Annotated in this window: 24 protein-coding genes; 16 read left to right on the top strand and 8 right to left on the bottom strand. The window is 70.4% G+C overall.

Features of this window, described 5'->3' with window-relative positions; all coding sequences use genetic code 11:
• Positions 1–43: 43 nt before the first annotated feature.
• Both HF526_RS20500 and HF526_RS20495 read right to left on the bottom strand, forming a co-directional pair.
• Positions 44–949, bottom strand: a complete 906-nt coding sequence (locus HF526_RS20500) for an NAD(P)-dependent oxidoreductase (protein WP_338051624.1) — start codon at positions 947–949, stop codon at positions 44–46.
• 68 nt (positions 950–1017) lie between these two features.
• Complete coding sequence (locus tag HF526_RS20495) at positions 1018–1707, bottom strand: PIG-L deacetylase family protein (RefSeq protein ID WP_169383159.1); 690 nt, start codon at positions 1705–1707, stop codon at positions 1018–1020.
• An 898-nt stretch (positions 1708–2605) separates the two neighbouring features.
• Between HF526_RS20495 and HF526_RS20490 the strand changes: the two genes are divergently transcribed.
• On the top strand, positions 2606–3346 hold the full coding sequence (locus tag HF526_RS20490; RefSeq protein ID WP_169383158.1) for a TetR family transcriptional regulator: 741 nt from the start codon (positions 2606–2608) through the stop codon (positions 3344–3346).
• 341 nt (positions 3347–3687) lie between these two features.
• Here HF526_RS20490 and HF526_RS20485 read toward each other — a convergent pair whose 3' ends face one another.
• The gene (locus HF526_RS20485; RefSeq protein ID WP_169383157.1) at positions 3688–3951 is read right to left on the bottom strand and encodes a hypothetical protein; all 264 of its coding nucleotides are present in this window, start codon (positions 3949–3951) and stop codon (positions 3688–3690) included.
• A 447-nt stretch (positions 3952–4398) separates the two neighbouring features.
• On the opposite strand from HF526_RS20485, the gene HF526_RS20480 reads away from it, so the two are divergent.
• The 6 genes from HF526_RS20480 to HF526_RS20455 all read left to right on the top strand — a co-directional run bounded on the left by HF526_RS20480 (position 4399) and on the right by HF526_RS20455 (position 9388).
• Positions 4399–4875, top strand: a complete 477-nt coding sequence (locus HF526_RS20480; RefSeq protein WP_169383156.1) for a cytochrome P450 family protein — start codon at positions 4399–4401, stop codon at positions 4873–4875.
• A gap of 96 nt (positions 4876–4971) precedes the next feature.
• On the top strand, positions 4972–6072 hold the full coding sequence (gene pstS / locus HF526_RS20475; RefSeq protein ID WP_169383155.1) for a phosphate ABC transporter substrate-binding protein PstS: 1101 nt from the start codon (positions 4972–4974) through the stop codon (positions 6070–6072).
• A gap of 37 nt (positions 6073–6109) precedes the next feature.
• Positions 6110–7156: a phosphate ABC transporter permease subunit PstC gene (gene pstC, locus HF526_RS20470; RefSeq protein ID WP_169383154.1), complete on the top strand. Its 1047-nt coding sequence runs from the start codon at positions 6110–6112 to the stop codon at positions 7154–7156.
• Complete coding sequence (gene pstA, locus HF526_RS20465; RefSeq protein ID WP_338051623.1) at positions 7153–8205, top strand: phosphate ABC transporter permease PstA; 1053 nt, start codon at positions 7153–7155, stop codon at positions 8203–8205. The genes pstC and pstA overlap by 4 nt, the downstream gene beginning before the upstream one ends.
• Positions 8206–8219: 14 nt before the next feature.
• Positions 8220–8996, top strand: coding sequence for a phosphate ABC transporter ATP-binding protein PstB (gene pstB / locus HF526_RS20460; RefSeq protein WP_169383153.1), 777 nt, complete (start codon positions 8220–8222; stop codon positions 8994–8996).
• Positions 8996–9388 (top strand): winged helix-turn-helix domain-containing protein, encoded by a 393-nt coding sequence (locus tag HF526_RS20455; protein WP_169383152.1) that lies wholly within the window; start codon positions 8996–8998, stop codon positions 9386–9388. The genes pstB and HF526_RS20455 overlap by 1 nt, the downstream gene beginning before the upstream one ends.
• Before the next feature lie 111 nt (positions 9389–9499).
• On the opposite strand, the gene HF526_RS20450 is transcribed toward HF526_RS20455, so the two are convergent.
• Positions 9500–10240 (bottom strand): TetR/AcrR family transcriptional regulator, encoded by a 741-nt coding sequence (locus tag HF526_RS20450; RefSeq protein WP_169383151.1) that lies wholly within the window; start codon positions 10238–10240, stop codon positions 9500–9502.
• Positions 10241–10364: 124 nt separating this feature from the next.
• Here HF526_RS20450 and HF526_RS20445 point away from each other — a divergent pair, with 124 nt between their 5' ends.
• Genes HF526_RS20445 through HF526_RS20405 form a run of 9 tightly spaced genes read left to right on the top strand, consistent with a single transcriptional unit; the run spans position 10365 to position 18046 of the window.
• Complete coding sequence (locus HF526_RS20445; RefSeq protein WP_169383150.1) at positions 10365–11210, top strand: alpha/beta fold hydrolase; 846 nt, start codon at positions 10365–10367, stop codon at positions 11208–11210.
• Complete coding sequence (locus HF526_RS20440; protein WP_169383149.1) at positions 11207–11479, top strand: extradiol ring-cleavage dioxygenase; 273 nt, start codon at positions 11207–11209, stop codon at positions 11477–11479. Before HF526_RS20445 ends, HF526_RS20440 begins: the two co-directional genes overlap by 4 nt.
• 2 nt (positions 11480–11481) lie before the next feature.
• Complete coding sequence (locus HF526_RS20435) at positions 11482–12309, top strand: DODA-type extradiol aromatic ring-opening family dioxygenase (protein WP_169383148.1); 828 nt, start codon at positions 11482–11484, stop codon at positions 12307–12309.
• 44 nt (positions 12310–12353) lie between these two features.
• Complete coding sequence (locus HF526_RS20430) at positions 12354–12728, top strand: bifunctional 3-phenylpropionate/cinnamic acid dioxygenase ferredoxin subunit (protein ID WP_169383147.1); 375 nt, start codon at positions 12354–12356, stop codon at positions 12726–12728.
• On the top strand, positions 12725–14017 hold the full coding sequence (locus tag HF526_RS20425) for an aromatic ring-hydroxylating oxygenase subunit alpha (RefSeq protein WP_169383146.1): 1293 nt from the start codon (positions 12725–12727) through the stop codon (positions 14015–14017). Before HF526_RS20430 ends, HF526_RS20425 begins: the two co-directional genes overlap by 4 nt.
• Positions 14014–14577 carry a 3-phenylpropionate/cinnamic acid dioxygenase subunit beta gene (locus HF526_RS20420; protein ID WP_211177541.1) on the top strand — a complete coding sequence of 188 codons (564 nt, stop codon included), beginning with the start codon at positions 14014–14016 and terminating at the stop codon, positions 14575–14577. The genes HF526_RS20425 and HF526_RS20420 overlap by 4 nt, the downstream gene beginning before the upstream one ends.
• On the top strand, positions 14574–15425 hold the full coding sequence (locus HF526_RS20415) for an SDR family oxidoreductase (protein ID WP_211177540.1): 852 nt from the start codon (positions 14574–14576) through the stop codon (positions 15423–15425). The genes HF526_RS20420 and HF526_RS20415 overlap by 4 nt, the downstream gene beginning before the upstream one ends.
• Positions 15426–15472: 47 nt before the next feature.
• On the top strand, positions 15473–16495 hold the full coding sequence (locus HF526_RS20410) for an NAD(P)H-dependent flavin oxidoreductase (protein ID WP_211177539.1): 1023 nt from the start codon (positions 15473–15475) through the stop codon (positions 16493–16495).
• A gap of 3 nt (positions 16496–16498) precedes the next feature.
• On the top strand, positions 16499–18046 hold the full coding sequence (locus HF526_RS20405) for a long-chain-fatty-acid--CoA ligase (protein WP_169383144.1): 1548 nt from the start codon (positions 16499–16501) through the stop codon (positions 18044–18046).
• 160 nt (positions 18047–18206) lie between these two features.
• Here the strand turns inward: HF526_RS20405 and HF526_RS20400 are convergent, their stop codons facing one another.
• From HF526_RS20400 to HF526_RS20385, 4 genes are read right to left on the bottom strand one after another with little or no spacing between them, the layout of a single operon-like run.
• A complete protein-coding gene (locus HF526_RS20400; RefSeq protein ID WP_169383143.1) occupies positions 18207–19286 on the bottom strand; it encodes an LLM class flavin-dependent oxidoreductase in 1080 nt (359 codons plus the stop codon).
• Between the two features lie 10 nt (positions 19287–19296).
• On the bottom strand, positions 19297–20259 hold the full coding sequence (locus tag HF526_RS20395; protein ID WP_169383142.1) for an alpha/beta fold hydrolase: 963 nt from the start codon (positions 20257–20259) through the stop codon (positions 19297–19299).
• A gap of 3 nt (positions 20260–20262) precedes the next feature.
• Positions 20263–20772: a (2Fe-2S)-binding protein gene (locus HF526_RS20390; RefSeq protein WP_169383141.1), complete on the bottom strand. Its 510-nt coding sequence runs from the start codon at positions 20770–20772 to the stop codon at positions 20263–20265.
• Complete coding sequence (locus tag HF526_RS20385; RefSeq protein ID WP_169383140.1) at positions 20769–21647, bottom strand: FAD binding domain-containing protein; 879 nt, start codon at positions 21645–21647, stop codon at positions 20769–20771. Before HF526_RS20385 ends, HF526_RS20390 begins: the two co-directional genes overlap by 4 nt.
• Between the last annotated feature and the right edge of the window lie 152 nt (positions 21648–21799).

Here is a 21799-nt window from a genome sequence, read left to right as displayed (position 1 = left end):
GACAGTAGGGCGTTCTGACGACAGTCGATGGCGAAAAGTCCGCTCACCTGTCGAAACTGGCGAAATAGGTGGCAGCGATGTCTTCGTCGCCATGCCCCATTTCGATCGCCTTGCGCATTCGCGCCAGCATGGCCTCGGCCACCGGGAGGCTCACATGGCACTCGTGGGCCAGCGCGACGATCAGGGCCGCGTCCTTCGTGGCGTTCTCCAGGGCGAACGAGGGTTCGAAGTTGTTCTCCAGGATCGCCTTCGCCTTGATCCGCAGGTAGGGCACGTCGAGCGGGCCGCCCTCGACGGCGTCCAGGAAGGCCCGGGCGTCGACCTCCGCTCCCTTGGCCAGCGCCATGGTCTCGGCGACGGCGTTGGTGAGGCCGATGACCCAGTTGTTGGCGACGAGCTTGAGCTTGCTGGCCACCGCGCGTGCAGCGTTGTCGTCGACCCAGAGGATCTTCTTGCCGAGCACGTCGAACACCGACTGCACCACCGGGCGCACCGACTGGGGACCGGCCGCGAGAATGACCAACTGGCCCTGTTCGGCAGGCTGCTTGGTCCCCAGGACCGGCGCGTCGACCAGCGTCAGCCCGTACTCGTCGGCGAACGCCGCCTCTGCGGGAACAGCCTGTGGCCCGGTCGTGGACATCTGGGCCCAGATCTGGCCGCGGCCCAGCTTGGGCGCCGCCTCGTTCATCGCGTGCAGCACGGCGTCACCGTCGCGCAGCATGGTGATGATCACCTGGGCGCTCTCGACCGCGTCCGCCGGAGTCGTTCCCAGCACCGCACCCTGCTCGGCCAGCGGCTGCGCCTTCTCCTGGGTGCGATTCCAGACACGCAGTGGAAACCCGGCTTTGAGCAGGTTGCGCCCCATCGCCGATCCCATGATCCCCGTGCCGAGCAGTGCCACCGTCGGCTTGTCAGCCACGTCGGTTCCCCTCTCCGTGCGCGGCGCCACGGCGACGCCATCAGCGCCCGGGCGTACCCGCGGCGGCGCCCACCGAACCGGACGGGGCGTGCGTGGGGTCATGTGACGAACACCTCGCAGGCATGACCCTGCGGACCGGGCGCGGAGCCCGTCCGTCCCGGTGTGCTGCGGTGGTGCGGGCTGATCAGGTGGGCGAGGGCCTGGTTCTTGCGGGTGCGCAGCACCTCCGGTAGCAGAAACCGGCACACCCGGTTCACGGGGAGATCGGGAAAGCCCGGCTGCTCCCACGGCGTCACCAGATAGGAGGCGAGACGGGTGCGGTAGGCCTGACAGGCCAGCGTCGCGGCGCGCCCGACCGCGTCGTGGTCGGGGTGCCCGTCGCCGGACCACGGGGCCAGACACAACAACCCGGCCGGGTCGGCGAAGCCGAGCAGTTCACTGATCGCCGCGACGACGTCGTGTTCGGCGGCAGCGACGGCGCCGCTGGTCAGGCTCAGCCGGTAGCGGGTCGCCGACCCCAGCCCGAGGTGTTGATAGGCCGCGGCGAGCTTCGCGCGCCGCCGGCGCAGCCGCTGGGCCGCGGCCCGGTCGAGGCGACGCGGGGTGCCGCCGTCGCCGTCGGTGACCGCCAGCACTCGCAGATCGGCATGCCCGGCGAGGCTGGCCAACAGCCCCCCGGCAGCGCACAACTCCTCGTCGAGGTGGGCGGCGACCACGATGACGGTGCGCCAGCGGCGCAGCCGCAACCGTGCCAACCCGGCCAGGGCCGGGCATTCGGCGTCGCTCAACCTCGCGACCTGCCCCGGATCACATGCGGGCGCTGCCGCCGGAGGGTCGCCGTCGGTACTCATCTCTTCCCCACCACCGGCACAGCCACCGCAGGCCGGAGCAGTCGCGCGCACGGCTCAGCCCGATCGGCCGGCCGCATCATCCCGGCCTGTCGGGCGCCGTAGCCCTCGGCGAGGGAATCGAGGACACTTCCGACCCGGTCGGAGACCGACCCGGGACGGCTGGGGTCGTGAGGTGTGGTCCGGTCGGGGGGTGCGGTCATCGTCAGTCAGCCTCGGCCATCGTCCAGGTCCGGGATCTGGGGACTTGCTGCCGGGCCCGCACCGTGGGCGCGGGCCAGGCAGGGGTCGGCGGCATCGACCCGCCGCACGCACCGGGAGGCGCCGCGCGCTCGGGGGTACCGGTGTCACCGCGCTGGGAGCGGCACGGAGCCGGGCGCCCTCGCGCGCCGGATCGGCGGTCCGTCGCCGAGGGGGCGCCGCGCCCGGGAACCGCGGCCGCGGTGGGTCAGCGGCCCTGACCCGGCCTCGGTGGTGGAGGTGACGGTGGGGAGTGGGGCCGTCCGATACCGGTGCACATACCGCGAGTCCTCCACTCTGGCCGCTGCGACGGTGCAGGCCGGCATATCTGTGGATCGATGACCGCCAGGATCTGAGCGGGAATGCCGTCACAACATACCGCACGGTATGAGATGTGGGCCACACATACTCGCCCACATGCCGCGGAATCCGGCGATGCGTTACGTCCGAACGGCGGATAATTACCAAAAGGGCCAGTAAAGCCCCCATCCGAACATATCGTGCGACGCAGCGCGGCCGGCCGGGATTTCACCCGGTCAGCGACGCCGTCTCGCCGGTACCGTCCGTATAGGACGGTCGGGTCGGATTGGGGGTACGGGTGGACGCGGACGCGGTCGGCGACGACTCCACTGACGACTCCACTGACGACTCCACTGCCCCGGTTGCGCGAGCACCGGACCGGGCCCGCGCGACCCGGCGGGCCCTGCTGCTCGCCGCAGCCGACCAGTTCTACGCCGCCGGCTACCACGGTGCGTCGCTGAGCGAGATCGTCGCTGCCGCCGGGGTCACCAAGGGCGCGCTGTATTTCCATTTCGCCGGCAAGCACGCTCTTGCCGAGGCGGTGATCACGGAGGTGAACGCCGTCTGGACCGAGGTGGTCGCCGACGTCGCCGAGCGCGGCCTGGACCCGCTCGAAACCCTTCTCGCCGAATGCGACGAGGCCATCGCCCGCCTGCTCGGCCACCCCATCGTGCGCGGCTCCACCCGGCTGCTGCACGATCCGACGCTGCGCTCCCTGCAGACTGCCGACATCGCCGATCGCCAGTACGGCTACGCAGAGTCCGCCGTCGTCACCCAACTCGGCGCCGCCGCGCAGGCCGGACTGTTGCGGCCCGGCCTCGACGCCACCCGGCGCACACACCTGGCCCGATCGATCGTCGCCACGATCACCGGACATCACGTGATCTGCGACCTCACCGCCACCGACGACGAGTTGTGGGCGCGGGTCACTGCGATGTGGCAGACCCTCCTTCCCATGATCGCCACCGATCCCTGGCTCGAGCGCTGGCGAGGCAACGACTGGCAGCACCGACCCCGCCCCCGCGGCACCCCCACGTGAGCGCCACACCGACCTGCGCCGAGAACGTGGGCCGGGGCTGCCGGCGACTCGCGAGATCAGGTCTGCCACCCGGCGGCCAGCGCAGCCTTGGCGTGTCGGCGGCCCAGGTCCACCTGCTGCTCGCGTACTCGCGGTTGACGGAGATCATGTTCAGCGACTCGTCGCGCCCGGCACCGCCACAGATCGCGTCGAGCGTCCATGCCGTCCGAGTGCAGTCCGGCGCACGGGGCAGCCCGTCCCCGCAGTTGTGCCCTGCAGTTGGTTCTCACCGGTCAGCGCCGCATGTGTCGTGTTCTCCGCGAGCACGACGAGCAGGTCCTGGGCCGTGAGCAGCCGATACCTCAGACGGCCCCGAGAACCTTGCGCCCGCTGTCGGTGAGGACAGCGGCGACGCGCTGCCCGAACACTCCCGGCTCGACGGTGATGATGAGCCCGGCGCGGAAGAGCTCGTGCGACGCCAGGTGGTCGCAGTAGCGGCCGTCGATGAGCAGATCGGGTTCGCAGCCGCACAGCGCCTCGCCGCGGCCTACTGCGACGGCCTGCAGCATCGCGAGGTGCCGGCGGGTGAGCGTTGGCGGGTTCGGGTTCGGGTTCGGGAGCGGCATCGGTCCGGCTCCTATCGTGAGATGGCATCCGATCGGCCCGCGCCGCAGCCACCCGCGGTCCCGATCCGCCGCCGTGGCCCGGACACGGCCACCGGTACGAGCGCGGCGGCGTCTCTGCGGGGTGGTAGCAGGCTCACCCGGGTGCGAGCGGGTGATCGACATGGGCACGGCTCGCACGGTAGGACGAGGGACCGACAGATTCGAACGCCTGTTCCATGCGCGCCTCCGGGCCCTCCCCCAGAGGCCGTCCCCGACGCCCCCGACCCGGCGCCATTCCGGCTGTCGCCGGGCGCCGGGTTCCAGAGTCGTCCCGGTTCGGACGAACCCGCTGGGATCGAGCTGGACATGTCGGCGGAGAGCGCGCCGCCTCGGACGCAGATGACCACCGGGTGTCCGCGGTCGGACAGGTCGGTGGCTTGGCCCGCCGAGTTGCCACCGCAGGCCGAGATGACGGTCCGGGCGACGCAACTCGTCATCGACATCGGCGGTATGACCAACCAGGCTGGCTACCCCGTCACCGTGGTCTACGCCGCCGGGAAGCGCGACCCGGACTGCGTCCGCGATCCGGACCGGTTCGATCCCGACCGCAGGAACACCCGGCACCCCGGCTTCGGTTGCGGGATCCGCTACTGCTTCGGCACGCCCTCGGCCCGGCTGGAAACCCGCGTCGCGCCGACCGAGTTCGCGCGGCGCGTGGTGAATCCCCACCTCACCGCCGACCCTCCGAACCTCCGACCCTCCGAGCCGAACCCGATCCTGCGCGGCCCGCGACATCTCCTCGTCGACTTCGACGAATGTGCGGCGCGGCTGAGCCCGGATCGTTGCTCTTTTCCCGGCAGAGATGTGACAGCAGGCCGCGCCTGCGCCATTCGGAGCACCGAAACTGCACCACACCTCAAGCTTGTTCATCGTTCGTTCACCTGAGGAGCTGTCGCTGTAAACCCGGCCGCCCGTACCTTGAGCATTCGACCCGGCCGCGCCGGAGTTCTCGAGCCCGGATTCCGACATCTCGGAGGTCCCGTGCGAATTTCTACGAAGGTCACGATCACTGCAACGCTGACCGTCTCGGCGCTCGCACTCTCCGGATGCGGTTCGGACAATTCCGGATCGTCGGCCAATTCCGCTTCCGCGGCAGGGATTACCTGCGCTTCGGGAGCCCTGACAGGATCCGGGTCGACCGCCCAGCAGAACGCGATGGCGCAATGGATCAAGCAGTATCTCGCCGCCTGCTCCAATGCGAACATCAACTATGGCGGCGGCGGCTCCGGGCAGGGCGTCCAGCAGTTCACCCAGGGCACCGTCGACTGGGCGGGCTCCGACTTCCCGCTGGCTCAGGGCCAGGAACAGGACAGCGCCAACGCACGCTGCAAAACCGGGCCTGCGATCAACCTCCCGATGGTGGCCGGCCCGATCGTGGTGGGCTACAACGTGCCCGGGGTGAACAACCTGAACCTGTCGGCCGGCACCCAGGCCAAGATTTTCAGCGGGAAGATCACGAACTGGAATGATCCGGCGATCGCGCAGGAGAACCCGGGTGTTCGATTCCCGTCGCTCGCGATCCAGACGTTCCACCGATCGGACGGGTCCGGAACGAGCTATAACTACTCCAGCTATCTCGCGAACGAGGCCAGGGCCGACTGGACCTACGGAGTGGACAAGAACTGGCCGGCCCCGGCCGGCCAGGGCGCGAAGGGCACTCAGGGAATCGCCCAGGGCGTGAAGTCGACGCCGGGCGGGATCGGTTACATGGAACTGTCGTTCGCGACGCAGAACCAGATCCCCTACGCGAAGGTGGGCAACGCCGCCGGCCAGTTCGTCGAGGCCACACCGGAAAACACCACGAACTTCATCTCCAAGGCGAAGGTGGTGGGGTCGGGAAACGATGTGCGCCTGCAGTTCGACTACACGAACACCGACCCCAACGCTTATCCGAACGTTCTCGTCACGTACGAGATCGTCTGTTCGGCCGGCAATACCGCGGACAAGTTGCCGCTGCTCAAGGACTTCCTGGGATACGCCGCCAGCGCTCCTGGCCAGCAGCAGTTGCCGGCGCTGGGGTACGTGTCGCTGCCGGCCGACCTGCAGCAGAAGGTCCAGCAGGCGGTCGGCTCCCTGCGATGAGGCGTTCGGTGCGGGAGCCCGGGTGTGAGGCGGTGGGATGGACGAACCGAACCAGCGCGTGACGTCGCTGAACGCATGGGTCCGGCGCGGCTCCGCCGGACGGCGCCGGTCCCGGCACGGCACGCCGCCGGACGGCGCCCAGCCCGATAGGCCCCTGCGGACACGCGAACGGGCACATGGCGACGCGGTGTTCGCGATCCTCGCGCGAGGATCCGGCGCGCTGCTGCTCGTCATCATGGCGGCGATCGCGGTCTTCCTCGTCATCGAGGCCATCCCCGCTCTCGCCGCGAACACAACGAACTTCTTCACCACGCTCAACTGGGACCCCGACGGCACACCGGTGTCCTTCGGCATCGCCGCCGTGGCCTTCGGGAGCGTGCTCACGTCCCTGCTCGCCCTGCTCATCAGCGTGCCCGTGGCGATCGGTGTCGCGCTGATGACCAGCCAGTACGCCCCGCGGTGGCTGGCCCGCCCGCTCGGCTACGTCGTGGACCTGCTCGCCGCCGTGCCGAGCGTGATCTTCGGTCTCTGGGGGCTGATCTACCTCGTCCCGGCCCTGATCCCGCTCGCGACCTTCCTGAACCGCTATCTCGGGTTCATCCCGCTGTTCGCCTCGAACGGCACCTACGGGAAGTCGGTCTTCGCCGCGTCCATCGTGCTCGCGGTGATGGTCCTCCCGATCGTCGCCGCGATCTCTCGGGAGGTCTTCGCGCAGACGCCCGCGGACCACAAGGAAGCGGCGTGGGCGATCGGCGCCACCAGATGGGAGATGGTCCGCACCGCCGTGCTGCCCTACGGACGCTCGGGCGTCATCAGCGCGACGGTGCTGGGATTCGGGCGCGCGATCGGCGAGACGATCGCCGTCGCGCTGGTCCTCTCCGCCAACTACGAGATCAGCATCCACATCCTCGAACCCGGAGGCAACACGATCGCCGCCAACATCGCCAACCGCTACGGAGAGGCCGGAGCCATCGGCCGGGGTGCCCTGATCGCCTCGGGTCTCGTGCTGTTCGTCATCACCCTCGTCGTCAACTTCGCCGCGCGAGCGATCGTCCGCCGCAACGGCCGCGGGGGGGCGCTGTGAGCAGCACCCCCGGCACCCCTGCCGCTCCTCCGATGCTGCGCCGACCGCGACTGCCGGGCTGGGCGCTCCCGGCGATCGCGGTCGCAGCGGTGGCCGTGACCGCGCTCCTGTTCGCCGTCACACCGATGCAGGGGCGCGCCGACTTCCTGGTGTTCGCCGCCGTGCTCTACATCGTCGCGCAGACCGCCCTGTCCGCCGTGGTCGAAGGTTCACGGAAAGCGAAGGACCGCTTCGTCACCACCATGCTGGTGGTCTGCACCGTCGCCGCGGTGCTCCCGCTGGTGGCGGTCCTCGGTTTCACGATCGTCAAGGGCCTGCAGGCGCTCAGCCCGGCGTTCCTGACGACCACGATGCGCGGGGTCGCCGAGCAGGACCCCGACGGGGGGATCTACCAGGCCATCGTCGGCACGATCCAGCAGGTCGGGCTGGCGACGCTGCTGGCGGTCCCGTTCGGCATCGTCGTCGCCATCTACCTGGTGGAGTACAGCTCGGGCCGGCTCGGGCGACTGGTGAGCTTCTACGTCGACGTCATGACCGGACTGCCGTCGATCGTCGCCGGCCTGTTCATCCTGGCGTTCTGGATCCTGGCGCTGGGCCAGCCGTTCTCCGGCTTCGCCGGTGCGCTGGCGCTGGCGATCCTCATGCTCCCGACCGTCGTGCGGGCCACCGAGGAGATGCTGAAGATCGTGCCGGCCGGCCTGCGTGAGGGCAGCTACGCCCTGGGCGTCCGCAAGTGGGTGACCGTGCTGCGGATCGTGCTCCCCACCGCCCTCCCCGGCATCGTCACCGGGGTGATGCTGGCGGTGGCCCGCGTGACCGGGGAGACGGCGCCGCTGCTGGTCACGGTCTTCGGCAACACCGCGCTCAACGCCAACCCGTTCTCCGGCCCGCAGGCCGCACTGCCGCTGTTCGTGTACCAGGAGGCGGGGTTGCCCGACGAGACGGCGATCAACCGGGCCTGGGCCGCCGCCCTGGTCCTGATCATCATCGTGCTGCTGCTGAACATCATCGCCCGATTCATCGCGCGCTTCGCGCGCGTCCGCGGCTGAGAAGTGGGTTCGTCATGGCCAGGCAGATCCGGATGAAGGACGTCGACATCTACTACGGCAAGTTCCACGCCGTGCAAGAGGTCAGCCTGTCGATACCGGCCCGGGCGGTGACCGCCTTCATCGGCCCCTCGGGCTGCGGCAAGTCGACCGTGCTGCGCACCCTCAACCGGATGCACGAGGTCATCCCCGGAGCACGGGTCGTCGGCCGGGTGGAACTGGACGACGAGGACATCTACGCCCCCGACGTCGACCCGGTCCAGGTGCGCCGCACCGTCGGCATGGTCTTCCAGCGGCCCAACCCGTTCCCCACCATGTCGGTGCGTGACAACGTGGTCGCCGGCCTGAAACTGCAGGGCGTGCGGGACAGGCCGCGGCTCGAGCACATGTGCGAGCAGGCGTTGCGGGACGCGAACCTGTGGCCGGAGGTCAAGGACCGGCTGGACAAACCGGGGGGCGGTCTGTCCGGCGGGCAGCAACAGCGGCTGTGCATCGCCCGCGCGATCGCCGTGCAGCCCGACGTGCTCCTGATGGACGAGCCCTGCTCGGCCCTCGACCCGATCTCCACCCTCGCGATCGAGGACCTCATCAGCGAGATCAAGCGGGAGTACACGATCGTCATCGTCACCCACAACATGCAGCAGGCCGCCCGGATATCGGACCGGACCGGCTTCTTCAACCTGCCCGGCCCGGGCCAGCCGGGCCGCCTCGTCGAGCTCGACGACACCGAGAGGATCTTCTCGCAACCCCGCGAGCAGGCCACCGAGGACTATGTTTCGGGGCGATTCGGCTGATGTCCGCGTCCGATCGTCACTTCGTTCACGAGCCGCCCACGATCCGCTACCTGGCGGTCTACCCGCAGACGCTCGGACATCTGCGTTTCATCGCGATCGGTGACGTGGAGTTGCAGGTCGACGGGCACCAGCTGTTCGTCCGGGGTGCGCCCGTGAACCTGCCCCACAAGGAGTTCCTGCTGTTGCGCCAGCTGATGGGCAACGCGGGCCGCGTGGTCAGCCGCCGCGAACTGCTCGACGCCGCGTGGGGCCCGAGGACCGCCGACCGCAAGTATCTCGAGGTTCACATCAGGCGGCTGCGCTGCAGGATCGAGGAGAACCCGGACTCGCCGACCCACATCCGCACGGTCCGCGGAGTGGGCTACGTCTTCGATTTCCCGCCCGACAGCTGAGGCTCTCGTCCGAAGCTCAGGAACTGCGTGATCCGTCCGTCGTCCGCGCACGTCCACAGGTGGACCACGGTGTCCCGCAGCGTTCCTGTCGCACAACGGCGACACCGTCGACTAGGGGCCCGGTCGGTCCCGGTCGGCTGCCGATGGCGACTCCGGAGGCGGCGCGGATCGCAGCGACGCATCCAGAGCAGGGGGCGGAGGTCCGTCGGGCAGTCCGATCAGTGCGATGAAGGCCCGCGCGATGCTGTCGGGAGTGTGCGGCCCGTCCGGCTGGTACCACCAGTACATCCAGGACAGCATGCCGAGCAGGCCGTTCGTGATGATCTCGGTGGGCTGGTCCGCGGGCAGCGCGCCGACGGCCTGGACGCGCTCGACGAGCTGAGTCACCTGCTCGATGAACGACCGCGTGTCGGCCGCGACCGCACGGGCGACGTCGGGCGGGAACGTCCGGTACTCCTTCCAGTACACGGCGTAGGAGTACCGGTTGCGGGCCAGCGCAGCGGTGAACGCGAATATCACGCTGCGCAACTGCTCGACCGGGTCGGTGCTGGCCCGGAACGCCGCAGCGGTGGAGGCGGCGAAGTCCCTGTCCACCTGGCGGGCGATCTCCACCAGGAGATCGTGCTTGCTGCCCACGTAGTGGTAGATGGCCGGTTGGGTCAGCCCGACCAGCGCCGCGATCTCCTTCGTCGTCCCGCGCTCGAAGCCGCGCAGGTAGAACACCTGCGCGGCGGCTTCGAGGATCTCCCGCCGGCGGCGATCCCAGTCGCCGTCGCCGTCGGGCCCACGAGCCGGCTCCCCCTTGTCGCCGGTGCTGACTGTGCCGTGCGGCTCCGGAGCTCGACGTGCCATCGGAGCAGCCTAGCCGCGCCGCGCCCGCCCGCCCGAGCCGACGGTGGTCGCGCGGCCTCTTGACTCGTGCGTGCGCACGAGCGCAGACTGTCGGCCATTGATAGCCCTATCAAAACGGAGCGTCATGACAGTCACCGAGCATTCTCGGGAAGTTCCGGCGGGCTTGACGGTGCAGGCCGCCGGACACCGGACGAATTACTACGACAACGGTGACGGCGCGCCTCTCGTCCTGCTCCACGGGTCCGGACCAGGCGTGAGTGCGTACAGCAACTGGAACGGCGTGACACCGCTGCTTGCCGGAAATTTCCGCACAATCGCCCCGGACATCGCCGGATACGGGCTGACCGAATTCAGGGAAGACGGCCGGTACGACATCAAGCTGTGGGTCGCCCACCTGCTGGCGTTTCTGGACGCGCTGGAGGTCGACCGCGCGGTCCTCGTCGGCAACAGCTTCGGCGGTGCGCTCGCGATCGCGACGGCGGTGTTCGCCCCGGAGCGGGTCACCGGCCTGGTGCTGCTCGGCACCCCGGCCGGGGAGTTCCCGATGACCGCGGGGCTGCGCTCGGGCTGGTACTACGAACCGAGCCCGGACAACATGCGGGCGATCCTGCAGGAGTTCCCCTTCGACCCGGACATCGTGACCGACGAGATGGTCGCTGCGCGGTACGCGCTCTCGGCGCGGCCCGGCGCGCAGGAGGCGTTCCGCCGGCTCGTCCCGGAACCGGCGGGCACCGACGGCGGCACGGTGCGCGGGGCCGGTGCGGGGTTCCTGGCCAAGGTCACCGCACCCGCGCTGATCCTGCACGGTCAGCAGGACCGGGTCGTGCCGCTCGAGGCGGGGCTGTTCGCGAGCAGGCACATCCCGGCGGCCGACCTGCACGTGTTCGGCCGCTGCGGGCACTGGGTCCAGCTGGAGCGGCCGGTCGCCTTCGCAGAGCAGGTCAGCTTGTTCGCCGAGGGGCTCGGATGAGCCAGACCATGCTCGAGAAGGTCCTCTACGACCTCAGCGTCGACCGGACGGCCAGGAAGGCCTTCCGGGACGACCCACGGGCGCTTCTCGCGACCTACCGCCTCACCACCGAGGAGATCGAGCTGATCTGCGCCTTCGACCTGCACGCGCTCCGGGAACGAGGGGTCAATCCGATGCTGCTCATGGGCTACTGGCAGCTCGCCCGCCAGGACATGGCGAGCTATCTGCGGCGTATCGCGGGGCCGCGGGACACCGAGGGGAAGGCGTAGTCATGGGACAGATCGTCGGAGGTTTCCTCGTCCCGCACGACCCGCTGATCTTCGCCGCACCCGGCGCGGTACCGGCCGAGGTGTCCGGCGCCGTGTTCGACGCCTATGCCGAGGCATCCCGGCGCCTCGCCGAGCTGCGCGCGGACGTCGTCGTCGTCTTCGGCACCGATCACTACATCCTCTTCGGTCCCGGCTGCCTGCCGCAGGCGGTCATCGGGATCGGCGAGCTCGACGGTCCGATCGACCGGATGCCGGGCCTCGACCGCCGGGTCGTCCCGCACCACCCCGAACTGGCCGACCACGTCCTGCGTCACGTGCTGGCCGGGGACTTCGACCTCGCGTGCGCCAAGGTCCTCACGGTCGACCACAGCGTCGCCATTCCCCAGCAACTCGTCGTCGCCCCGGCGGGTGACCTCCCCGTCATCCCCTTCTACCTGGCCTGCGGCGTCGACCCGGTGATCCCGATGCGGCGCGCCGCGCTCCTGGGCCGGCTGGTGCGCAGCGCCGTCGAGGCGTGGCCGGGCGACGAGCGCGTCGCGGTCATCGGCAGCGGCGGGATCAGCCACTCCGTCGGCGAGGCCGACATGGGACGGGTCAACACCGAGTTCGACCAGATGATCCTCGAGCTCGTCACCACAGGCGACGTCGAGGGCCTGTGCGCGATGAGCGACGACGACGTGGTGCGCGACGGCGGCAACGGGGCGCTGGAGATCAGGAACTTCGCCGCGGCGCTGTCCGCCGTCCCGAACCGCCGTGGCGAGCTGATCGCATACCAGCCCGTGCCGCAGTGGATCACCGGCCTCGGCTTCGTCGAGGTGCACGCCGCGTGACCAGGTCATGTTCCGACGGACGACGAGAGGCGAGGACGGCTGTCATGCAGCGAGCCGAGCGGCGGACGAGTGTGTGCCCGGTGGCCGAGCTACCCCCGGGGGCGATGCGCCGCGTCGAGGCGCCGGGCACCGAGGCGATCACGGTGTACAACGTGGACGGCGAGTTTCACGCGACGGCGGACACGTGCACCCACGCGCTCGCCAGCCTCGCCGAGGGCGACCTCGAAGGCGCCGAGGTCAGCTGCCCTGTGCACTGGGCCCGGTTCGACGTGCGCACCGGTGCCGCCCTCTGCTTCCCCGCGACCGAGGACCTGAGGACCTACCGGGTCGAGGTCACCGACGGCATGGTGAGCGTCCTGCTCGACGCAGAACCCGCCGACCCGAACGCCGCCGACCCGTCCTCGGGCAGTGCGGCATGAGCCGGGCGATGACCGAGATCGGGCACCTGATCGACGCCGACGAGGGCTGGGTGGACCGTTCGATCTACTGGGACCCCGACATCTACGCCCTCGAACTGGAGCGGATCTTCGCGCGGGCCTGGCTGTTCCTGGCGCACGAGTCGCAGCTCCCCCGGCCCGGCGACTTCATCACGACGTGGATGGGCCAGGACCGGGTGATCGTCGTGCGTGGCCGTGACGGCACGATCGGGGCGTACCTCAACAGCTGCCCGCACCGGGGCAACGTCGTCTGCCACGCCGAGGCGGGCACAGCGCGAGGGTTCGTGTGCAACTACCACGGCTGGTCCTTCGGCCTGGACGGCAGCCTCGTGGGGATGCACGAGGGCGAGGCCTTCGAGCGCACGCCCGGCTTCGACCGGGGCAAGCTGGGGCTGACCCCGGTCGCGAAGATCGGCACATACAAGGGCCTCGTCTTCGCGACGTTCGACCCGGAGGCTCCCTCGCTCGCCGACTACTTCGGGGAGTTCACCTACTACCTCGACGTGATGCTGGACAACGACGAGGGCGGCACCGAGTTCCTGCCCGGCTGCATCCGCTCGATGCTTCCCTGCAACTGGAAGGTCGCCGCCGAGAACTTCGCCGGCGACGCCCTGCACGCCGGCTGGACGCACGACTCCGGGGCACAGGCGATGCTGGGCCACGGGGTCGGCAAGATCTCCTACGAGAACAGCTACCAGGCCAACGTCAACGGCCACTGCTGGGAGTTCAACCTCGATCTGGTCGGGAACGCCGCCACGTTCGGCGACCGCACGGTCATCAGCTGGCTGCGTTCACGGGAAGCGCAGATGGCGGACCGGTTGGGGCCGATCCGGGCGCGCATGGTGGGCTCGATGTCCTCGGTGAACGTGTTCCCCAACTTCTCCTTCCTGCCCGGGCAGAGCACGTTCCGGGTGTGGCAGCCGCGCGGGCCGCAGCGGACGGAGCTGCAGACCTGGGTGCTGGTGAACCGCAACGCTCCCGAGGAGATCAAGGAGGCCTACCGCAAGGGCGTGATGATGACCTTCTCGCCGGCCGGGGTGTTCGAGATGGACGACGGCGACAACTGGCAGTACGCGACCCGGGCGAACGACGGCGTCGTCACCCGCCGCCAGCGCCTCTACTACGGCCTGGGTCTCGGGACCGGCATCGACCATCCCGAACTGCCCGGAAACGTCCACCGGGGCCAGGTCAACGACGCGAACCAACGCGCCTTCCTGCAGCGGTGGGCACAGCTCATGGACGCGCGAAGCTGGTCGGAGGTGTCCTCGTGAGCGATCTCATCGACGAGATGGCGCTGCATTTCGAGGTGAGTCGATTCCTCTACCGGGAGGCCCGGCTGCTGGACGAGGAACGCTACGACGACTGGCTGGCACTGTTCACCCCCGACGTCCGCTACTGGGTACCGGGGGTGGAGAACCGGATGCGCCGCGACCCGTTGGGCAGTGTCATCCGGTCGCACATGGCCTACTTCGACGACAACTTCACCGACCTGTCGCGGCGGGTCGCTCGCTTCCAGGCCCCCACCGCCTGGGCGGAGGACCCGGCGACCCGCCACGTCCATCTCGTCACGAACATCGAGGTCGACGCGGTCGCAGCGGAGCCCGGTGCCGACCCTCTCCGAGACGGGGAGGAGCCTGCTGCGGCCGGCGAACTGCTCGTCCGCTCGGTGCTGGTGAGCTACCGCAACCGCAACCACGACGAGGAGGACGTGCTCAGCGCCCGCCGCACCGATGTCCTCCGCAGGACCGACGACGGGCTGCGGATCGCCCGGCGAACCGTCGTGATGGGCCAGTCCGTGCTGCTCTCGCAGAACATCAACACGTTCCTGTGAGCGGGTCGGAGCGGTTGCGCGGACAGGTCGCCCTCGTCTCGGGCGGTGCGAGCGGCATCGGACGCGCCGTGGTGGAGCGGTTCCTGGCCGAGGGTGCGCGCGTGGGTGTGCTCGACCGGCGACCCGACGCGCTGCACGACCTGCGGGCCGAGTGGTCCGACCGGCTGGTCGTCGTGGGCGGTGATGTGCGCGACGCCGCCGCCCACGAGGCGGTCCTCGATGCGACCTCGCAGAGTTTCGGGCCGGTCGACGCCTATGTGGCCAATGCCGGCGTGCACGACATGTGGACGCGGCTCGAGGACATCCCGGTCGATCAGCTACCCGCCGCGTTCCACGAGCTGTTCGCCGTCGACGTCCTCGGTTACCTGCTGGGAGCGCGGACGGTGGCGGACACGCTACGCACGACCCGGGGGAGCATGATCTTCACCGCCTCCAGCAGCAGCCGCTACGCCGGCGGCGGCGGGGCGCTGTACGTCGCGGCCAAGCACGCCGTGGTCGGGCTGGTGCGCCAGCTCGCCCACGAGCTCGCTCCCGAGGTGCGGGTCAACGCCATCGCTCCGGGTGCGACCGCCACGGGGTTGAGCGGGCTGTCGGAGTCCGGCGTCGGCCGGGGACGACTCGACGACCGGCCCGGGCTGATGGACCGGGTCGCGGAGACGGTGCCGCTGGGCTTCGTCGCAGAACCCGCAGATCACGCAGCGCTGTACGTCCTGCTCGCCAGCGCCACCGAGGCCCCCTTCGTGACGGGCGCGGTACTACCCAGCGACGGCGGCCTCGACGTGCGTCGATCCGGGCGCCACCACCGCGGGCAGCGGATCTCCGGCGACCCCGCGGCGGGGCGCGCATGACCGCCACGGCTCACGATGGCTGCGGTACAGCGGCGACGCCGGCACCGGTGCTGGCTCGACTGCGGATACCCGTCGTCGCCGCCCCGATGTTCCTGGTGTCCGGCCCCGAGCTGGTACTGGCCGCCCACCGCGCCGGGATCGTCGGAGCCTTCCCGGCGCCCAACGCCCGCGAGCTCACCGACTTCGACAGCTGGTGCCGGACGATCAGGGACGGCGTGGCCGCGGATGCCGCCGCCGGCGCTGCGGGCAGCGGTACCTGGGCGGTGAACCTGTTCGCCCACCGGACCTACCGGCGTCTGGACGCCGAGGTCGACATCCTCCGCCGGTACCGGCCCGACCTCGTGATCACCTCCCTCGGCGCCCCGAACCGCGTCGTGGACACCGTCCACGGCTACGGGGGTGAGGTCTTCGCCGACGTCGCCACACTCGCCCAGGCGAAGCGGGCATTGGCTGCAGGCGTCGACGGACTCGTCCTCGTCTGCGCGGGCGGTGGCGGCCACACCGGGACCTTCAGCCCGCTGGCCTTCGTCCCCGCGGTCCGCGACTTCCACGACGGCCCGCTGCTCGTCGCCGGCGGCATCGGTGACGGCGGTGGTGTGGCCGCCGTCGAGGCCCTCGGCGCGGACGGTGCCTACATCGGAACGCGCTTCATCGCGGCGACCGAAAGCCTCGCCGGCGACGGATACCGCGACATGCTGCTCGCCGCGGAGATGGCGGACGTCGTGACGAGCAGGGCCGTCACCGGCGTGACCGCCAACTGGTTGCGGCCCAGCCTCGAACGCGCCGGTTACGACATCGACGGCGTGGGGCCGGCCGATTTCTCGGGAGATCTGCAGGGGGCCAAGCCGTGGAAGAGCCTGTGGTCGGCCGGTCACGGCGTCGGCAGCGTCCGTTCGGTGACCACGGCGCAGGCGATCGTCGACGAGCTGGCCGCGGACCGCGCCGCGAGCCTTCGACGGCTCGCCGATCGGGCCGCCACCGGCGCGAACACCTACGACAGTGCAGTGCGATCAACAGTGCAGTGCGATCAACAGTGCAGTGCGATCCAGGTCGGGGCCGGAGAAGGGTGAATGATGAGAGTTCTCGGTGACGTCCTCGCCAAGCAGGGACGGGCCCTGCCCGACCGCATCGCGTTGATCGACCCGCGTCGGGACCGTCGGTACTCGTTCGCGGAGGTGGCGCAACGATCGGTGCGGATCGCGAACGGACTGGCGTCGCTCGGTGTCCGCAGCGGGGACCGGGTCGCCATGCTGCTCGGCAACTCCGCGGTCTGCGCCGAACTCCCCTTCGCCGTCGGTCTCCTCGGTGCGGTGACCGTCAACGTCAACGAGCGGCTCAAGCACGACGAGGTCGGATTCATCCTGGCCGACTCCGGCGCGTCGGTCGTGGTCACCTCGACGGACCTGCTCGGCACCGTCGCGGCGGTCGGGGCGCGTCTGCCGCAGCTGCGCCAGGTGATCACGGTGGACGGCGCCGTACCGGGCACGGTGGATTTCGAGGCCATGGTGGCCGGCGCGTCGCCGAACCCACCCCGGGTGGACACGGCGGAGAACTCAACCGCGATGCTGATCTACACCAGCGGCACCACGGGGCGCCCGAAGGGTGTCCAGCTCACGCACGCCAACCTCATCCACAGCGCGACGAACTTCTTGGTCGAGGGGTTCCACAACGCCGAGGGCGTCTACCTGGCCTGCGTTCCCTACTACCACGCGGCGTGCATCCCGCACATGGCCGCGCTCATGCGCGGCATGACCGTCATCGCCGTGCCGTTCGACCTCGAGACCGTCGTGGATCTCATCGAGCGATACCGGGTCACCGACGCGTTCCTGGTCCCGACGATGATCGCGCTGCTGCTGCAGCGCCCCGACCTGCTCGACGCACACGATCTCAGCAGCCTGCAGACGATCTTCTACGCCGCGGCGCCGATCCCGGTACCGGTGCTCGGCGTCGCGCTGGAGCGCTTCGGACCGATCTTCGTCCAGATGTACGGGCTCAGCGAGAGCGCCACCATCAGCACCGTCCTGCGCAAGGAGGACCACCGACTCGACGGAGACCAGCGCCGGCTGGCGTCGTGCGGACGGGAGATCACGCACGTGGAGGTGCGCGTCGGATCCGTGGAGGAGGAGTGCCCGGCCGGGGAACGCGGGGAGCTGCTCCTGCGGGGGGCGAACGTGATGGCCGGCTACTGGGGCCTTCCGGAAGCGACCGCGCAGGCGTTGAAGGGTGGCTGGCTGCACACCGGCGACATCGGAATCCGGGATGCCGAGGGCTACCTCTACATCGTCGACCGCAAGCACGACATGATCATCACCGGTGGTGCCAACGTGTACCCGCGGGAGGTGGAGGACGTCCTGTACTCCCATCCCGCCGTCGCGGAGGCGGCGGTCATCGGCGTCCCGGACCAGACATGGGGCGAGACCGTCCTGGCGGTGATCTCGCTGCACGCGCAGAAGATGGCGACCGAGGCCGAACTCGTCGGCTTCTGCGCCGAGCGGCTGGCCGACTACAAGAAGCCGCGGCAGGTCGCGTTCGTCGACACGGTCCCGAAGACGCCGGTCGGGAAGATCGACAAGGCGGCGTTGCGCAGCAGGTTCGCCGGGGTGGCGGTCGACGCCTCCTGACGACCGGCCGCTCCCCCGCCCGTGGTCAGCGGTGGGCTCGCCCACCGCGCCGCGGCGAGTCCGTCCTCGGCCGGCCTGGCTCATGACAGGCCGGCCGAGAGCTGAACCGGTCGAACCGCGGTCCGGGGTGGGACCGGCCCGGCTCCCGCATTGATCGGAATCAGATGTGCGCGAGGATGGTCGAGCCGATGTCGGCGATGTCGCGCCGCGCCGTGGCCGGGTTGTAGAGGAACACGCTCAGCCCGTCCAGCCCGCTCTCGAGCATCAACTGGGCCTTCTCCAGGAGATCGCCCGGCGACCCGTACAGCGTCCAGAAGTCGAGCAACTCCTGCGACATGAACGGCATGTGCCGTGGGTCGAAGCCCTTCGCGTAGGTGTCCCACTGGTCCAGGTGGCTTTCCGCGCCGACGTTCTCCGGCGCCCCCATCACCGCGGACACCGCGGTGAGCGACCGGTCCACGATGTCGGCACCGATCTCCTCCCGGAACTTCTTCAGGTACCCCATGTCGCTGATCGCCGAGCCCATCGGGGCGGTCGTGCCGAAGCCCTTGGTCAGCGCGTCCTCCCAGGTCTCCCCGTTGCGCAGCCGGTAGAAGAAGGTGACCCCGATCAGTTTCACGCTGCCGGGCGCCCGGCCCGCCGCGGCCACCTCCTTCTCCAGCTCACGGCGGATGAGCGTGATGAACTCGGGGTTGGGGCCCGCGCAGTAGAGCAACGCGTCGGCGTACCTCGCGGCGTTCGCGACGCCCTTGGGTCCGCCGGCGGCGATGTAGATCGGGAACTCCGGGTCTGTGCGGAAGAAGCCGGCGTCAGGTGGACCGAGCAGCTGCGCGGCCTTGGTCTCGCCCCGCCAGGTGTGGTCGATACGTCCACCCTTGACCAGCGCCGAGACCACCTCGACGGCGTCGGCCAGCTCCTCGGGTCTGGCGCTTCTGCGGCCCATGGCGTGCAGGGCCGAGTTCGCGGTCCCGATCCCGAGGAACCCCCGGCCCTCCGACACCAGGTGCAGCGTCGCCAGGGAGTTGGCCACCGACGGGGCGACGCGGGTGAGCGGATCCATCACGTACGGGCCCAGCCGGATGCTGCCGGTCTCGCGAGCCGCGAGGGCCAGGAACTGGAACGGGTCGCTGGAGTGCAGCGGCCCCTGCCCCGCGCCGTAGTGCGTGAACCCGACGTCCTCGGCGAGCTTGACCTGCCCCAGCTCGGCGATGTGCGCGAGATTGCCCACGATGAATTCCACGGATGGCTCCTCAGGTCCGGGGACTCGACGACGGCGACGCCTTCCCGAGAAACTCCAGCGCCAGCCGGTTGAACGTCTCGCGTTGCTCCCACTGGGGCCAGTGGCCCGCACCCGCGATGTACTCGAAGCGACCGCCGGGGATCTTCTCGGCCATCTCCGTCCCGGCGGCAGCCGGACCGGACGGGTCGTCGGAGGTCCACACGACCATCGCACCGTTCGGGACGGCCGCCAGCTCCTCGTCCGTGATGAGGTTGCGGCGCCGGACCTCCGGGTCCTGCAGGCAGAGGATGTGGCGCATCGACTCGGCGAACCCGGGGCGGGCGTAGATCGTGCGACGGATGGCCACGAGCTCGTCGGTCACCGTCTTCGGGTCGGCCATCAGCCACTCCAGCCGGGCGCGGATCCGTTCCTCCGACGGGTCGTCGGCAGCTGCCTGGGACAGGCCGCGGATCCGCTCCATGACCTCGGGCCGGGCCATGGTTCCGCCGGGGGTGTTGAGCACGAGCCGGCCGGTCCGCCCGGGGTGCGCGGCGGCGAACTTGACCGCCACCCAGCCGCCGAGGGACTCCCCGCTCAGGTGCGCCCGCTCTATGCCGAGCGTGTCGAGCAGCCCGAGCAGATGCTCGACGTAGACGGGCAGTTCGAGGGCGGCGGTGGCGTGGGTGGTGTAACCGTGGCCCGGGTAGTCGTAGGCGATCACCCGGTAGCGCTCGGCGAGCGCGGCGATGTTGTGCGCGTAGGCCTCCAGGTGGCCTCCGGTCCCGGCCAGCAGGACCAGCGGCTCACCGCCGCCCGCCTGCAGGACCCGGGTCCGCCACGGGCCGACGTCGAGGTACTCGATCGAGTACGGCACGGCCCCCAGGGCCACCCAGACCGGTGTGTCCCTCAGGGCTTCCACGGCGACCTCCGCGGCCGGGCTGGGTTCGGCAGGCACGGCTCGTTCTCCGTTCGTGACGTGTTCGGTGGCGGACATCGGTCAGTCCTCGCTGCTGGCGGCGGCGCGACGGCCGGCGCCGGCCTCGCGGATCGCCTCGACGACGTTCTGGTAACCGGTGCAGCGGCAGAGGTTGCCGCGGATGGCGTCGCGGATCTCCTCGTCGGAGGGGCAGGGGTTCGCGCCCAGCAGGTCCTCGGCGGCGAAGAGCATCCCGGACAGGCAGAACCCGCACTGGAAGCCGTAGCGGTCGCAGAACGCCTGCTGCACGGCGCTGAGCCGGTCGCCGTCGGCCATCCCCTCGATGGTCGTGATCTCGCTGCCGGCGGCGGCCTGCACCAGTTCCAGACAGGACTTCACGATCCGGCCGTCGAGCCGGACGGTGCAGGCGCCGCAGTCCCCGGTCGCGCAACCGATCTTGGGCCCGGCCAGGCCGAAGCCCTCGCGAAGGGCCTCGACCAGCAGCATCCGGGGATCGACGGCCATCGAGCGCGGTTCGCCGTTGAGCACCACCGAGAGCTGGAAAGGCGGCGTGGTCGGCGGCGGTGTCATCGGACGGTCTCCTGGAGGGTGTCGGAGAGGGCGCGCTGCAGCGCGCGCCGGGCGACGACGCCGCTGACTGCGGCGCGGTAGCGGCCGGAGGCGAGCTCGTCGTCCCAGGGTTCGCGGACCTGGCCGGCCGCGAGCCGGGCCGCCTCCGCGAGCAGGCCGGGCTCGGGTCGCCTGCCGTGCAGGATCTGCCCGACCGACACCGGGACCGGTACCGCCGCGACCGCCCCGAGGGTGAGCACCGCCCGCTCGCAGACGCCGTCCGCCCCGAGCCGGACCAGCGCCGCGGCGGTGGCGATGGGCCAGCTGCTGCCACCCCGCTTGAGCTTGTAGTAACCGCTGCCGTACGGCGGCTGCACCGGGAACTCGACGGCGATCAGCGCCTCCCCCGGCGCGAGGCAGGTGATGAACGCGTCGCGGAGGAACTCCCCCAGCGGGACCCGGCGGACCGCATCGAGCCCGGCGACGACCGCGACGCCGCCCAGCGCGACGACGGCCGCCGCCGCGTCCGAGCCGGGACGCGCGGCACACAGCGACCCGCCGAGCGTCCCCTGGTGGTGGATCTGCGGGCCGCCGGTCACCTCCCGGGCCATCAGGCCCAGCAGCGGCAGCTCGGCGTCGATCAGCGGGGAGGCCAGCAGGTCGGCGTAGGTGACGGTCGAGCCGACCCGGATCACCTCACCCGACCGCTCGATCGACGAGAGACCGGCCCGGCGCAGGTCCACCAGGCGCCGCGGCGCGAGCTCACCCCGGTTCAGGCTCGGGACGACCCAGGTTCCGCCGCTGAGCACGACCGACCCCGCCGGGTCGTCGGCGAGCAGCGCGGTGAGCTCGTCGAGACCGCCCGGGGTGGCGTAGTCGAACGTCGTCGGGATCACTGCTGCGTCCCTTCCCGGACTCCGCCGGCCAGCGCCTCCAGGACGGCCTCCGGGGTGATCGGCATGGCGGTGACGCGCGCACCGTGGGGGCGCAGCGCGTCGTTGACGGCACCGGCGACCGCGGCGATGGCGCCGCCCACGCCCGCCTCCCC

This window comes from Pseudonocardia acidicola (genome assembly GCF_012911935.1).
GTDB classification, from domain to species: Bacteria; Actinomycetota; Actinomycetes; order Mycobacteriales; family Pseudonocardiaceae; genus Pseudonocardia; species Pseudonocardia acidicola.
This window is presented reverse-complemented; position numbering and strand designations above follow the sequence as displayed.

Bases quoted from the DNA above. Each gene is read 5' to 3' on its own strand.
- HF526_RS20405 (WP_169383144.1), top strand. From the start codon at position 16,499: ATGAGAGTTCTCGGTGACGTCCTCGCCAAGCAGGGACGGGCCCTGCCC.
- HF526_RS20390 (WP_169383141.1), bottom strand. From the start codon at position 20,772: ATGACACCGCCGCCGACCACGCCGCCTTTCCAGCTCTCGGTGGTGCTC.
- HF526_RS20455 (WP_169383152.1), top strand. From the start codon at position 8,996: ATGTCCGCGTCCGATCGTCACTTCGTTCACGAGCCGCCCACGATCCGC.
- HF526_RS20480 (WP_169383156.1), top strand. From the start codon at position 4,399: ATGACGGTCCGGGCGACGCAACTCGTCATCGACATCGGCGGTATGACC.
- HF526_RS20485 (WP_169383157.1), bottom strand. From the start codon at position 3,951: ATGCCGCTCCCGAACCCGAACCCGAACCCGCCAACGCTCACCCGCCGG.
- HF526_RS20395 (WP_169383142.1), bottom strand. From the start codon at position 20,259: ATGTCCGCCACCGAACACGTCACGAACGGAGAACGAGCCGTGCCTGCC.
- pstB (WP_169383153.1), top strand. From the start codon at position 8,220: ATGGCCAGGCAGATCCGGATGAAGGACGTCGACATCTACTACGGCAAG.
- HF526_RS20435 (WP_169383148.1), top strand. From the start codon at position 11,482: ATGGGACAGATCGTCGGAGGTTTCCTCGTCCCGCACGACCCGCTGATC.
- HF526_RS20445 (WP_169383150.1), top strand. From the start codon at position 10,365: ATGACAGTCACCGAGCATTCTCGGGAAGTTCCGGCGGGCTTGACGGTG.
- pstC (WP_169383154.1), top strand. From the start codon at position 6,110: ATGGACGAACCGAACCAGCGCGTGACGTCGCTGAACGCATGGGTCCGG.
- HF526_RS20430 (WP_169383147.1), top strand. From the start codon at position 12,354: ATGCAGCGAGCCGAGCGGCGGACGAGTGTGTGCCCGGTGGCCGAGCTA.
- HF526_RS20450 (WP_169383151.1), bottom strand. From the start codon at position 10,240: ATGGCACGTCGAGCTCCGGAGCCGCACGGCACAGTCAGCACCGGCGAC.
- HF526_RS20425 (WP_169383146.1), top strand. From the start codon at position 12,725: ATGAGCCGGGCGATGACCGAGATCGGGCACCTGATCGACGCCGACGAG.
- HF526_RS20440 (WP_169383149.1), top strand. From the start codon at position 11,207: ATGAGCCAGACCATGCTCGAGAAGGTCCTCTACGACCTCAGCGTCGAC.